At 44.5% G+C, this 14704-nt stretch carries 11 protein-coding genes; all 11 read right to left on the bottom strand.

The features are described from left to right. Nucleotides 1-186: 186 nt before the first annotated feature. Nucleotides 187-1875 (bottom strand): 30S ribosomal protein S1, encoded by a 1689-nt coding sequence (gene rpsA / locus ACS8FD_RS03340; RefSeq protein ID WP_439243037.1) that lies wholly within the window; start codon nt 1873-1875, stop codon nt 187-189. A 314-nt stretch (nt 1876-2189) separates the two neighbouring features. Next, on the bottom strand, nt 2190-2966 hold the full coding sequence (cmk, locus tag ACS8FD_RS03335) for a (d)CMP kinase (RefSeq protein WP_439274459.1): 777 nt from the start codon (nt 2964-2966) through the stop codon (nt 2190-2192). Nucleotides 2967-3200: 234 nt separating this feature from the next. Beyond that, nucleotides 3201-3821 (bottom strand): tRNA adenosine(34) deaminase TadA, encoded by a 621-nt coding sequence (tadA, locus tag ACS8FD_RS03330; RefSeq protein ID WP_439274458.1) that lies wholly within the window; start codon nt 3819-3821, stop codon nt 3201-3203. 12 nt (nt 3822-3833) lie between these two features. Further along, entirely contained in the window at nt 3834-4586 is a 753-nt protein-coding gene (gene ung / locus ACS8FD_RS03325) for a uracil-DNA glycosylase (protein ID WP_439274457.1), read from the bottom strand. 156 nt (nt 4587-4742) lie between these two features. Continuing rightward, nucleotides 4743-7313, bottom strand: a complete 2571-nt coding sequence (gene clpA, locus ACS8FD_RS03320; protein ID WP_439274456.1) for an ATP-dependent Clp protease ATP-binding subunit ClpA — start codon at nt 7311-7313, stop codon at nt 4743-4745. Nucleotides 7314-7900: 587 nt separating this feature from the next. Then, on the bottom strand, nt 7901-8320 hold the full coding sequence (locus ACS8FD_RS03315; protein ID WP_439274455.1) for an ATP-dependent Clp protease adaptor ClpS: 420 nt from the start codon (nt 8318-8320) through the stop codon (nt 7901-7903). A 119-nt stretch (nt 8321-8439) separates the two neighbouring features. Continuing rightward, nucleotides 8440-9486: a hypothetical protein gene (locus tag ACS8FD_RS03310; RefSeq protein WP_439274454.1), complete on the bottom strand. Its 1047-nt coding sequence runs from the start codon at nt 9484-9486 to the stop codon at nt 8440-8442. A 141-nt stretch (nt 9487-9627) separates the two neighbouring features. Next, nucleotides 9628-10695, bottom strand: coding sequence for an N-acetyl-gamma-glutamyl-phosphate reductase (argC, locus tag ACS8FD_RS03305; protein ID WP_439274453.1), 1068 nt, complete (start codon nt 10693-10695; stop codon nt 9628-9630). 73 nt (nt 10696-10768) lie between these two features. Continuing rightward, nucleotides 10769-11905, bottom strand: coding sequence for a uroporphyrinogen decarboxylase (hemE, locus tag ACS8FD_RS03300; RefSeq protein ID WP_439274452.1), 1137 nt, complete (start codon nt 11903-11905; stop codon nt 10769-10771). A gap of 190 nt (nt 11906-12095) precedes the next feature. Continuing rightward, nucleotides 12096-13268 (bottom strand): glutamate 5-kinase, encoded by a 1173-nt coding sequence (proB, locus tag ACS8FD_RS03295; RefSeq protein WP_439274451.1) that lies wholly within the window; start codon nt 13266-13268, stop codon nt 12096-12098. Nucleotides 13269-13478: 210 nt separating this feature from the next. Next, complete coding sequence (gene cgtA / locus ACS8FD_RS03290; protein ID WP_439274450.1) at nt 13479-14702, bottom strand: Obg family GTPase CgtA; 1224 nt, start codon at nt 14700-14702, stop codon at nt 13479-13481. Nucleotides 14703-14704: the final 2 nt, after the last annotated feature.

The following is a 14704-nucleotide window of genomic DNA, read 5'->3' as shown; positions in this document are numbered from 1 at the left end:
AAGTTATTTATTTGTTATAATAAAATCATTATTTTTGATAAAAATTGGTTTTATCATCAAGTGATATGATATTAATAGCGATATCCACACATACCGCAAAAAGTTAAACATAAAAAAAAGCGACCGAAGTCGCTTTTTTTAATCGTACCTTAGAGTATTTACTGTAGCATTATTATCATCTACAGCTTACTGCATTTGCTCTTTGATCAAGTCACCGATAGTCTTAGGCTGAGCATCAGAACCTGCTGCTGGAGTTGCTCCTGCGCCGCCAAGATCTTTAATCGCTTGACGCTCTTCAGCTTCGTCTTTCGCTTTGATAGACAAGCTGATGTTGCGAGTTTTACGATCAACACTGATGATTTTCGCTTCAACATCATCACCTACAGACAGATGCTTAGTCGCATCTTCTACGCGGTCACGTTGAATCTCAGAGGCACGTAAGTAAGCTTCAACTTCGTCAGCAAGCTCAACCGTTGCGCCTTTAGCGTCAACTTCTTTAACTTTACCATTGACGATAGCACCGCGATCGTTAGCCACTAAGTATTCGTTGAATGGATCAGAGCTTAACTGCTTCACGCCAAGGCTTATACGGTTCGCTTCTGCGTCTACAGACAATACCATTGCTTCAACGGTGTCGCCTTTATTGTAGTTACGGATAGCGTCTTCGCCAGTTTCGTTCCAAGAGATATCAGATAGATGAACTAGGCCATCAATACCACCGTCTAGACCGATAAATATACCGAAGTCAGTGATTGATTTGATCGTGCCTGTGATTTTATCGCCACGCTCATGTTTCTTATCGAACTCATCCCATGGATTTGCTAGAGTCTGTTTGATACCTAGGCTGATACGGCGACGTTCTTCATCGATATCAAGAATCATTACATCAATCTCATCGCCAACTTGAACGACTTTTGAAGGATGGATGTTCTTATTGGTGTGATCCATCTCTGATACGTGGACTAGACCTTCAATGCCCTCAGAGATCTCAGCGAAACAACCATAATCAGTTAGGTTCGTTACGCGAGCTTTAACGATACTGCCTACTGGGTAAGTACCGCCAACGTTATCCCAAGGATCTGTACCTAATTGCTTAAGACCTAAGCTGACGCGATTACGCTCACGATCAAACTTCAATACTTTAACTTTAAGGTCCTGACCCACTTCAACCACCTCAGATGGGTGCTTGATACGGCGCCATGCCATGTCAGTGATGTGTAGTAAACCATCGATACCACCAAGGTCAACGAACGCGCCGTAATCGGTTAGGTTCTTCACGATACCTTCGATCTCGATACCTTCTTCAAGCTTGTTCAATAGCTCTTCGCGCTCAGCTGAATTTTCAGCTTCCATAACCGCACGGCGGCTAACCACAACGTTGTTACGCTTTTGGTCAAGTTTGATAACTTTGAATTCTAGCTCTTTACCTTCAAGATGCGTGGTATCACGGATAGGACGAACGTCAACCAATGAACCTGGCAGGAACGCGCGTACTGAACCGATATCAACGGTGAAACCGCCTTTAACTTTACTTGAGATGATACCTTTAACGATCTCATCATTATCAGCGATCTTCTCTAAGAAGTTCCAAGTTTCAACACGCTTTGCTTTTTCGCGTGACAGTAAAGTTTGACCCATACCGTTGTCAACAGCTTCAACGACAACATCAACACTATCGCCAACTTCAACTTCAAGTTCGCCTTCTTCGCTTAAAAACTCTTCACGAGCGACGATACCTTCTGATTTAAGACCTGTATCTACAGTGATCCAGTCGTTATCAATGGCGACAACAGCACCAGTGATGACCGAGCCACGCTCGATATCTAGGCCTGTTTCTTCGATGCTCGCTTCAAATAGTTCAGCAAATGATTCCATTATGTCTACCTTTGTATAGCCGTAGCCTGTCCAGCACAGTACGGATCAAATTTATGACTTTATAAAACGTTATGCTGGTTTTATATCTTATAAAATCATATAAAAAAACAGTTGTTGATAATAAGCGTGTCATTATATCAACTCACTAGTAACAACAGTCTAAAACAAGAAATCTATCAAAAAATCAGTACTGTATCATTATCAATAATAAGTAAAGGCGCGTTAAAAATGACAACAATATGGCTCAATGATTTAGTCTTACAATTTTACCCTAAAACAGAGTCATTTACGACTAATTAATCGTTATATTTCTGTCAAAAACATATCCCTTGCTTTTGACAATAGCTTTTTATCTTCTCATACACCACATTGGCATCCAATGCAGAGCTATCTAGCAACAAAGCATCAGGGGCAGGTTTTGATGGCGCGGTACTCCGGTTTTCGTCGCGATCGTCACGCGCTTTAATCGTCGTTAAGATAGCTTGGTAGTCGGCGACTTGTCCAGCCTGCTCTAGCTGAATCACTCGGCGCTCAGCGCGCGCCGCTGGGCTGGCTGTCAGGTACACTTTGACATCAGCATCAGGAAAAACCACCGTACCCATATCACGGCCATCAGCAACCAACCCTGAACGCGTGGCCATGTCCTGCTGCAGCTTCAACAAAGCTTGACGCACCTCAGGGTATACCGCCACTTGCGAAGCATAGCCACCAACGGTCTCATTGCGGACTTGCTCGCCTACTCGCTCATCGTTGACAATGATATCGATACGTCCTGAAGCATCATTTAACTCAAAAGCGATGTTTAAGCTTTGGGTCAGCTGCAATAAAGCGGCTTCATCAATAGCTTTATTGCCGTCGGCATCGATTAAGCCCGCTTGAAAAGCTTTTAAACCGACAATCCGGTATAGCGCTCCAGAATCTAACAGCTGATAGTCTAAACTTTGCGCGAGTCGCCACGCTACGGTACCTTTGCCAGCACCGCTAGGGCCATCAATACAGATCACAGGATAGCGTACTGGCAGTACTTGATTATCCTTATTCGCAAATTCGGACTTGTTAGCAGACGGGGTAGATAGCTCAGGTGCAGTCATAATGGCTCAATCATCATTAGTTAGCAATACTAGTCAATAAAATGCTAGTTGGAGTAATTATCGACTCAATAAATAACTCTAGTGGCTAGCAAAAGCAACCACCTTCATCAACAAATAAAGGGGGTTTGTACAATTAAATAGCGTCGTATTATAGCAAAACAACGCTGCTGTCACTAGCATTAGATAGTCATCTAAGATAATGACATCGCTTCTGTTAGCCTTTAAATGGCATGTCTACTCTTGCAGTATTTGCTGAACTTTATTGGCTTTTAGCGCTTGTCTGCGCTGCCGAAAAAAAACTTTTAAAAGTTGACTACTATGCTCCCGGCATAAGCCTTGCTGTACTTGTATATAATGATTATAAAAAGGTTGAGTGCTCAGATTCATCTGACTACCGACCATGCCAGCACGCGGCTCATTGGCAGCATATACTAGCCTGCCCACACGCGCGTGAATAAGCGCGCCAATACACATGGTACAAGGCTCTAAGGTAACATATAAAGTCGTATCCGCCGGCAAGCGATAATTATCTAAACGCTGACAAGCCGCTCTTATGGCAATCATCTCTGCATGAGCGGTCGCATCGTGACGGCCTATCGGTTCGTTAAACCCCTCCCCGATAACGCTATGCTCATGGACTAATACGGCGCCTACTGGTACTTCACCTCTGTTAGCCCCTTGCCGAGCAAGCGCCAAAGCGTACTGCATCCAGTAGCAATCTGTAAGTGACCAAAAAGAAGAACGAGCCAGCTCATGACCAGCGGCTGCTCCAAATAGCTCACTGTCAGGCCGTAAAGGTTGCAAAGCTGTTGAAGACTGCCACAAGGGCGATAACGGTAAATATTGACTGCTCATTTGCATAGTATGCTACTGCGGTAATTGCCAATCGATTGGGGTTTGACCATGCTGCTTTAGGTAATCGTTGGTCTTAGAAAAAGGTTTAGTGCCAAAGAAGCCACCACGGTTGGCGGCCAGCGGCGAAGGATGCACTGCAGTCAAGATTAGGTGCTTGTCGGTATCGATATACTTACCCTTTTTTTGCGCTTTACTGCCCCATAGGATGAATACAGTATGCTCGGTTTCCTCGTTTACCACATCGATGACTTTATCTGTAAACTGCTCCCAACCTGCGTTTTGATGGCTATTAGGCTCGCCTTCGCGGACCGTCAAGGAGCTGTTTAGTAATAATACGCCTTGCTGCGCCCAATAGGTCAGATCCCCGTGCTTAGAAGGCGTCGTACCGATATCCGTTGCCATCTCTTTTAGTACATTGTTGAGCGATGGCGGCTTAGGGATGGTTTTAGGGACTGAGAACGATAAACCCATCGCTTGACCTGCGCCATGATAAGGGTCTTGGCCCAAAATAACTACTTTGACCGCTGATAATGGCGTTAAGTTTAACGCATTAAACATCAAAGGGGCCGGCGGATAAATACTATCACCTGACTGATAAGCTTGTTTTAGAAATTCGCGCATTTCATCCATGTTCTCTGAGGTCAGCTCTTCTTCTAGTGCGCGCTTCCAGTCTTCTGGTAGCTTTACTTTATCTAAAATAGCTTTCTTTTCGGCTGCTGTTTTGGTGTTAGAGTCATCATCCGATAGGTCATCAAATAAATTCATGGTTATCAAGCCTTATTAATTATCAGTAAATCTCACTAGCGAGGGTAACAAAAATAACTGTTGTGTTTCATTAAGCTTTTAAAATAAATTTAGAAAAATAAAAAAAACGACTACCTCTATAAGTAGAGATAGCCGTTATATTAACCAATGGTAATTTTAGCTAGCGACAGATTCAGAATCCGAGCGCGGCTCATGAGTTTCAACGACTGTCAAAATGATACGACTGTCGTCTGAACTTTTTGCTTTGCGGCTGCTCTTATCAAGATCTACCGACTCTGTCGTTTGGTCCTCTTCCGGCGCTAAAGTGAGATGCACGACCCCGCCATTTACCAAATCACCAAACAAGATCATACTGGCAAGTGGCTTTTTGATCTCATCTTGGATCAGGCGCTGCATCGGACGTGCGCCCATTAGACGATCATAGCCTTTGTCTGCTAAGTAATCACGCACTTCATCATCAATCTCCAAGGTGACTTGTTTGTCATCGAGCTGAACTTGTAGCTCGACCAAGAACTTATCAACCACAGAGGTCACAACTGTTGGCTCTAAAGCGTTGAATTGAATAATCGCATCTAAGCGGTTACGGAACTCAGGAGTAAACACGCGCTTGAGCGCTTCGGTATTATCGCGGCTATGGTCTTGCTCGGTGAAGCCCATAGATGAGCGACTGATACTATCTGCCCCGACGTTGGTAGTCATAATGATAATAACTTGTTTGAAGACGGCAATACGGCCGTTATTATCCGTCAAAGTACCATGATCCATCACTTGTAATAGCAAGTTGAAGACATCAGGATGGGCTTTTTCGATCTCATCAAGCAGTAGCACACAATGCGGATGCTGATTGATTTTTTCAGTCAATAACCCGCCTTGATCAAAGCCGACATAGCCAGGCGGCGCACCAATCAGACGAGAGGCCGTATGCGCTTCCATATATTCTGACATATCGAAACGGACCAGCTCAACGCCTAGCAAGTTAGCCAATTGGCGCGAAACTTCAGTTTTACCCACCCCGGTAGGCCCTGCAAACATGAAGGAACCAATGGGTTTATCTGGCGCTTTAAGACCAGCACGCGATAGCTTGATCGCATCTGCTAAGTTTTCAATTGCTTCATTTTGACCGAAAACCAAGTGCTTAAGATCACGATCTAAGTGCTCAAGAATACTCTTGTCATCGGTAGAAACAGACTTAGGCGGAATACGAGCTAATTTAGCGACAATCGCTTCGATATCAGCCACATCGATTTTGATCGGTGCTTTTTGCGCTTTATCAGAACCGGCATAATCAAAATCAGTCGCTTGCTGAGGATTTTTAGTGCTCTGCGATTTATCATCAGATTTCGCTAATGCCGCTTGCTTGCTCATCTCATTATCAGTGTCATCGTCAAGACTGGCGTCGATATTATCATAATCCGTCTCATCGATGTCCTGCTCAAGATCAGCGATAAAGCTCTCTTCGGCTTTAATGTCTTCGGCATCAGGAATCACACCTAAACGCTTATACGCGCCGGCTTCATCGATAACATCGATCGCCTTGTCTGGCAAGAAACGCTCATGAATATGCTTAGAGGACAACTCTACTGCGCTCACTAGCGCTTCATCAGTATATTCGACATTATGGAACTCTTCATAACGTGGTTTTAGGCCACGCAGAATATCAATACTATCGTCTACACTGGGCTCTTTAACATCGATTTTTTGGAAACGACGCGATAGCGCGTGATCCTTTTCAAACACTTGACGGTATTCGGTAAAGGTCGTAGAACCAACGCAGCGTAGCTCGCCATTCGCTAGTGCCGGTTTAATCAGGTTCGATACGTCCATGTTGCTACTCATAGAGGAGCCGGCACCGATAATCATATGAATCTCATCGATAAACAAGATTGCATTTGGCTTTTTCTTGAGCGCATCAAGCAGTGACTTCATACGTTTTTCAAAGTCGCCGCGATACTTAGTACCCGCAATTAGCGAGCCGATATCAAGGCTATAAATCACGCAGCCGTTGAGTGGTTTTGGCGCTTTATCATTGATAATTAACCAAGCTAAACCTTCAGCAATAGAAGTCTTACCTACGCCTGGCTCTCCGACTAATAGCGGATTGTTTTTGCGGCGGCGGCATAATACTTGTGCGGTACGCTCAATCTCAGGAGCACGGCCGATTAATGGATCCGTCTTACCTTCAGCAGCGCGCTGATTAAGGTTAGTTGCAAACTCAACTAAAGGATCTTTGCTGGTTTTTTCAGAAGGGCTACGGCGCTCACCAGTCATAGAAGAACGCGACTCAGCAGGCTCGTCTTTGTCTTGACCGTGCGAGAGATACTGGGTCAACTCTAAGCGGCTGATGCCTTGTTTTTTGAGCAAATAGACTGCGTAAGTATCATGCTCTGAGAACATAGAAACTAAGATATCTGAGCCTTCCACCAGACGGCCACCACCGATAGACTGCACATGAAAAATAGCGCGCTGCAGAATACGATCGAAGCTTTGAGTCGGCTGCGGAGACTGCTCTAAATCGACATCTACCGTTGGCGTATGCTTATTAATATAAGTTTCAAGCTCTGTACGCAAACTTGAGATATTAGCGTTACAGGCAGTCAGCGTATTGGCCGCATGAGTGTTTTCAAGCAGCGCTAGTAGTAAGTGCTCAACAGTGAGATACTCATGCGATTTTTGGCGCGCAAGCGTCATTGCTAAACGTAAAGAAACTTCAAGATGACGACTTAACATAACGAATTCCTACGGTTGTATAACTCTTTATAATTTAATAGCTTAACTGGTAAATTAGGGCAGTATCAAGATTGTTCAAGCTCAAATGTCAGGGTAATGGATAGATAATAGCTATTATTTGTGGCTGATCGAAATTTTCATTAGCGTTTATTCATATCAACATGATAGCAATAGATAGTCAATCTTTTAACCACTACTAAAATGTATCAAGGCATATTAGCGATAGCATAAACAAGCAACCATCAGCCGCTTAAACGCTGACTAACAATAATAAAATTGATGGCGATAACTAATTAAAGATGGTAATGAGTTGAAGAAGGTAGTAGCTGGAAGACAGTAACGGATACTAACAAAGGCTCTATCAGTTATGAGCTGGATAAAATAAATGCAGTAATGAGCACAACTTTACTGATAAGACAGAGCCTATAAATTTAGCCCTTATAAACTATATAGGGCTTTATATCATAGAAATCAAGTGATAGAACAAGGAGGTAATACGAAACAGACCTTAGAATGTCTCTGTAAAAATAGAGGGAAATGAGCTGATTGGGCATTTATCAGAGAGAGGGTTTAGACTCGATAATTTATTATTCGCCTTGATGCGGTTCAATCTGGGTTAGTAACGGATAGCCTTCACGATGCGCTAAACTATTCACCTTTTTGGCTTTTGTTTCGGCAATATCTTTGGGATAGATACCGGCAATACCTTTGCTGGTATTATGAATCGTTAACATAATTTGTACCGCAGAATCGACATTATGCTTAAACTCTGATTGCAGCACGTAAACGACAAACTCCATAGGCGTATAGTTGTCATTGTACATCACCACCGCATACATAGGCGGCTTAGCGACCTCAGGCTCCGCCACTAGCACATCAGCCTGCGGCGCACTTTCTGTATCTGGGTTGTCATCTTGCGCGCGGATACCTGCAGGCATACTAGGCAAATGCCAATCCATCACCATAGGTTCACTGTTTTTAGCGATTAATAATTGGGATGTCATCATAATAACTTCATAATAATAGTGTTCGAATAAAAAAGTAAAGATAAGCTACCAGTAACCGATCGTCACTAGACTGGTAGCGGTATTGAATAGGTTAAGTGTCAAAGAGTTAAGGCGTGCGCCTATATAGGAGATTGATCAACTTCTGGCAAATCTATAAGAGACAGCGGCATACTATCTACTCGATCTCCTAGCGTCCAGTCATATAGCTGTTCAACTTCTTGACCGTCTGCCGTCAGTACCAGCTTGACCTGTAATGGCTTAAAATTATTAGGCATGACAAAGCGACCACGAATACGAGTAATCCCTTCGAGCAAATAACTAGCCGAATCTAAGGGAACTTCTACAAAATCATCATCGTTCAGCAACGTCAAAGTGGCTTTCAAACGTTTAGCCTGACCGTCCTTGCTTAGCATGGCGACATCGAAGCCAAACTCAAAGGCATTTTCAGGTAGTGGCTCAATTTTAGCCCCTAGTACTTGTAGCGGTAGACCGCCTTCTTCACTGAGCGCTTCAGCATAAACTTCATTGAGCTGGTTGAGCTGTTTATTTTCGACACTGAGCTCTTTTTGGTTCTCACGTAACTCATCTAAGTTATTTAGGCTGATGGTCAGCTCTTGCTTAGCTACCGCAACTTGATTGCTGAGCGCTTTATAGCTTGCGCGCATCTCTTCTAATTCTTGCACCGTCATCTGACTACTGTTGAGCGCTTTTTTATTCTCAGCTTCTAGAGCATGGTAGCCACGCTTGTAACCCAAATTATGACCCAGAATTAGTCCTACTATCACCGTAAGCATTATTGCTGCCGCAAACAATGCTAGTATCCAAGAGGCTGCACCTGTTTGTTTACTTTTAAAACCAGTACCATAAAGCTGCTTGCTACGCGGAGCTTTTATAGCACTGCTTTTAAACTGATAATGATCAATTCTTATCTGATGTGCTCCGCCCCTTGCTGACTGATCGTTGATATTGCTAGCTATCTGTTGCTCTGTCAAGACTGATTTAAAAGATAGCAAGTCAGCCTGATACGACAAAGGTACTGGCGGCAAGCGTAAGCGAAGGGCAGTCTTAACACGCATCTGGACAGTATCTCTTAAGAGGAAAGGCGAGACATTATAACGGAATTTATGAACAATACCTAGCATCGCCCCGTGGGCCAAATGAATCAATAGTCAACATCCTTGATTAGATTATTGTCAGCCTTAGTCAATATTAGGCTTAGTAAAAGCGAGTTTATCCTTAACTTATGGTATCAGCAATCAAGCATTTTACTGATTTTCTGGCTTAATTACTGTGATAAAACAAAACTATCAAGGGACAATCGGCGCCGCGTTCAAGCCCATTGATTCCTCAAAACCAAACATCACATTCATGTTCTGCACGGCCTGTCCTGCTGCGCCTTTGACCAAATTATCTTGTACTACCAAGACCGTCAGCTCATGACGATCATTGTCTTGATAGATAGCGATACGCAAACGGTTGCTCGCACGAACACTACGCGTGTCGGGATATATACCCATCGGCAGCACATCAATGAAAGCCTCACCGATATAGCTGCTCTCAAACTCCTGCTGCCAATCGATAGCCGCACCTGCCTGTGTCAGTTCTAAATGAATAGAGCTGAACATGCCGCGTATCATAGGTATTAAGTGCGGCAAAAAGCGAATGCGCTGAGTGAACTGACTCTCTAACAGCTGCGCTACCCCTTGCTCAATCTCTGGCAAATGACGATGTCCCGTCACCCCATAAGCCTTAAAATTATCAGTGGCTTCTGCATAGTTAAGCGCTAGGCTCGCTTGACGACCAGCGCCTGACACCCCAGACTTTGCATCGATTACGATACGAGATTCTATAAGGCGCTCATTTTGTTGGTTTTGCAAAGCGATAATCGGCTTTAGGCCCAAAATAGCAGTCGTCGGATAGCAGCCTGGATTTCCTACTAACATAGCATCAGCTAATTTATCACGGTTGATCTCTGGTAGTCCATAAACCGCGCTTTTGAGGAGATCAGGACAAGCATGTGATTGCTTGTACCATTTTTCAAATTCCGCTAAAGACTGCAAACGAAAGTCAGCGGCCAAGTCGACTACTTTAACGCCAGACTCAGTCAGAGCCTCAGCCTGCTGCATAGCCACGCCATGCGGTGTAGCAAAAAACACTACGTCACACTTTTTCAGCGCCGCAAGCGTATTTTCACCTAGATCGCTAAAAACGATATCTGAAATCCCGCGCAAGCTTGGAAAAATCTCATCAGCGCGAGTGCCCGCTTCACTTCGTGAGGTCAATAAATCAATAGACACATTAGGATGGGCAGATAGTAAGCGAATAAGCTCAATACCTGTATACCCTGTACCACCGACAATCGCTGCTGAAATCATAAACTATCCTTTTTTAAAAACTTAATGCTTTCCTTTAAGCCAAACTTACACCTTTGGCGTTTAGATTTAGTATCTAAATCTGATAGTCATGCACCGCATCGATAAAGATTTTGGCGTTGTCAGGGTTGACCCACTGAGTGATACCATGACCTAAATTAGCAATATAACCTGTCTTGTCACCACCCGCATAAGCGCCATCTAGCATCAGCTTGACCTCACTACGAATGGTCTCTGGAGAACCGTATAAAGTTGCTGGATCCAGATTACCTTGAATGGCTTTACTGCCCTGCAAAGTTTTATGACGTTTAGTCAAGTCGCGCTGACTCTCAGTCAATACTTGGCGAGCACGGTCCAATGGCATGGTCCAATCTAGCCCTAACGCATCCGCGGCGCTATCGGCCTGCACATCGAGCCACAAACCGCCGCCCTTAGTAAAGAGCACCACAGGTACGTCTGGATGGCGCTGCTTTAACTCAGCGACAATACGCTTGTTATAAGCATGTGAGAAATCGATAAATTGGCGATGACCTAGCGCCCCGCCCCAACTATCAAATATCTGCAGGATTTGTGCACCGGCGATGACCTGTGCATCTAAATAATCAATAACGGCAACCGCAAGTTTATCCAGTAACTGATGCAGAAATTCAGGATTACTATACAAAAAACCTTTGGTATAGCGATAATCTTTTGAGCTACCACCTTCAATCATATAAGTGGCTAACGTCCAAGGACTACCTGAAAAACCAAACAACGGCACTTGACCATTCAGCTCTTTACGGATACTAGTCACTGCGCGCATGACGTAATCTAAAGAATCATTGACATCTAAAGTTGGTAGACGCTCAAGATCGGCCGTAGTACGGATAGGATGCTTGAATTTAGGACCTTCGCCAGTCTCAAAATACAAACCTAAGCCCATAGCGTCAGGAATCGTCAAGATATCACTAAATAAAATAGCGGCATCCAAATCATAGCGGCGTAGTGGCTGCATCGTGACTTCAGTCGCACGCGCCGTATCTCTACATAAGCTCATGAAGTCGCCCGCTTCTGCTCGTGTTGCTTTATACTCTGGCAAATAACGACCTGCTTGACGCATCATCCATACCGGAGTGGTATCTATCGGCTCAAAACGCATGGCGCGCAGCAATCTGTCGTTTTTTAGGGGTGCAAATTCGTGCTTAGGCGAACGGCTACTGTCTGAAACACTCATTGACAAATCTCCAAAGTAGAAATAGGTATTATTATAGAAAATTTTATTGTAGCCACATATTTGCTGTAAGCTAAATAATAGCTAGTTCAACAAAAATGTCAAACTAACAAAAATGTTAAACTTAAAGCAGGTTACGCTATCGGTAACCCACCTTATAAGATTAAGCTGAGAGTGGTAAATCCACTAAGCATCATGATGTTAAAGCTAAGTTATCGCGGTGCACCATGACTATACGCTCATCTTTATTACCAAGAATCCTATCGAACTGCTCAGTACGCTCACGTGCCACACGGCGCGCCTCGGTAGAGGAGAAGTTTACTTGACCGACAGCCAAACGCTCATTGGTGTCTTGATGCACGATTTCAACGACATCACCCTCATCAAAACCACCCTGCACTTCTACCACTCCAACGGGTAATAAGCTGCGATTTTGCTCAACAAGAGCTTTAGCCGCCCCAGCATCAACGATCAAACTACCTGCCATACGTAGATGCGCAGCCAACCACTGTTTGCGAGCAATGATCTTGTCAGCTTCATTGGTGGTCAATAAAGTACCCAAAGCCTCGCCTGAGACCACACGAGTAATGACGTCATCAATAGCACCGCTTACGATCACGGTTGGGCAACCGCCCATGGCCGCAAGACGCCCAGCGCGAATCTTTGTTAACATACCGCCGCGCCCAAGCTTACCGCCATCACCAGCAATGTCGAATAAATAATCTGCCATGGCACGCTCTTGGCGGATCATCTGCGCATCAGGATTGTCGCGCGGGTTATCGGTAAACACCCCTTCTTGATCGGTTAAGATAATGTATAAATCCGCATTAACTAAAGTCGCTGACATAGCCCCTAAGGTATCGTTATCACCAAATTTAATCTCATCGATGGTGATCGTATCATTCTCATTAATGACTGGTAATACACGCCATTCAAGTAGCTGAGTTAAGGCACCGCCAGTATTTAAATAACGGCTACGGTTAGATAAATCATCATGAGTCAGTAGCAGCTGCGCGCTTTGGACGCCATGCTGAATCAGCGCTGACCACCAAGTTTCGATCAAGCCCATCTGACCGATAGAGGCGCAAGCTTGTAGTGCCATAAGCTTCTTAGGACGCTCCTCTAGATTCATCCGTACTACGCCTTCAGCGACAGCACCCGATGACACGAGTAACACCTCCATGCCTTGGTTATGCAATTTGGCAATCTGTTTCGCCCAACCATAAATAGCAGTTCGATCGAGCCCGCGACCATTATTGGTCAATAACGATGAGCCGATCTTGACAATAACGCGCTGAATATCAAAGTTGCGGGATTGTTTAATAAACCTTGCTTCTTCTGTCGTTTGTTCGCTGTCAACTGCCATAAAAAAACTCCTTTCTATGAATGGTGTTTAGGGATTGGTACTTAGGTTAATGTTTATATTACGCTATTAAACTTTTTTGAGGGAAGATACTACTCAAAAGCTTAAGCGCTAAATCTAACACGTTTACTCCTTAGTGTTGAGTAATGTCGCATCAGAATCTATCAACTTGCCAGTTAGTGAACAGATATATGATTATCGTTGTGTTTATGGCTATGGCACATAAACCACTTCTACGCCGTCATCGTCGTCATCATCAAAGTCAGTTAGATTTTCATTAGCAATCTCAGCACCTTCACGCTGCGCTTTACGAGCAGCACGATAAGCTTCGCGCTGCGCTTCCGTGTTGCGGCGCACCTCGCTCTCTAAACGCTCAAACCGCTCTTTTTGATCTTCGGCGAAAATAGGATCTTCAAGCTCGCGCTCACGCTCACGCTCGATCTCATTCATCAGATGGTATTTGACCGCATCGACACCTTCACCGGTAAGGGTGGAAGTACGAAACACAATACCGGTCCAGCCAAGCTCAGCGACAATATGTGTACACAGCTCATTAAGCTCAGTCTCGTCGACAATCTGATCGATTTTGTTGAGCACTAAAATCTGTGGTAGATTAGCTAGCTCTGGTGAAAAACGCTCAAGCTCGTTTAAGATAACATTGGCGTTCTCCACAGGATCACTACCATCAAGCGGCTGTATATCCACTATATGCAATAGACGACGCGTTCGGGCCACATGTTTTAAAAAGCGAATACCAAGCCCTGCCCCTTCTGAAGCGCCTTCGATTAGACCTGGGATATCCGCCATCACAAATGAGCGATGCTTACCGATATCGACCACACCTAAATTAGGAACTAAAGTGGTAAAAGGATAATCCGCCACTTTGGGGGTAGCGGCAGAGACTTGGCGGATAAAGGTAGACTTGCCCGCATTAGGCAGCCCTACCAGACCTACATCAGCCACAACTTTTAGCTCAAACTTGAGCACCTTTAGCTCACCTTCAAAGCCTGATGTCGCCTTACGCGGAGCTTGGTTGGTTGAGCTTTTAAAATGGGTATTACCCAAGCCACCATCACCGCCTTTAGCGATCAGTAAGGTCTGATCAATCTCAGTCAAATCACCGATGACTTCATCAGTTTCGGTATCAATGATAGTCGTGCCAATAGGAACTGGCAAGTAGATATCGTCAGAACCTTTACCGGCGCAGTTCTTGCTGTGACCGTTCTCACCGCGCTTGGCATCATGGCGACGAGTATAACGATAATCCACTAAGGTATTGGTATTGTCATTAGCGATGACGTAGACATCACCCCCTTTACCACCATCCCCACCATCAGGACCACCGCGAGGGACGTATTTTTCTCGGCGGAAACTGGCGATTCCGTTACCACCGTCACCTGCCTTTACCGTTACGACGGCTTCATCAATAAATCGCATGC

Source organism: Psychrobacter sp. 1U2 (genome assembly GCF_051847575.1).
This window is presented reverse-complemented; position numbering and strand designations above follow the sequence as displayed.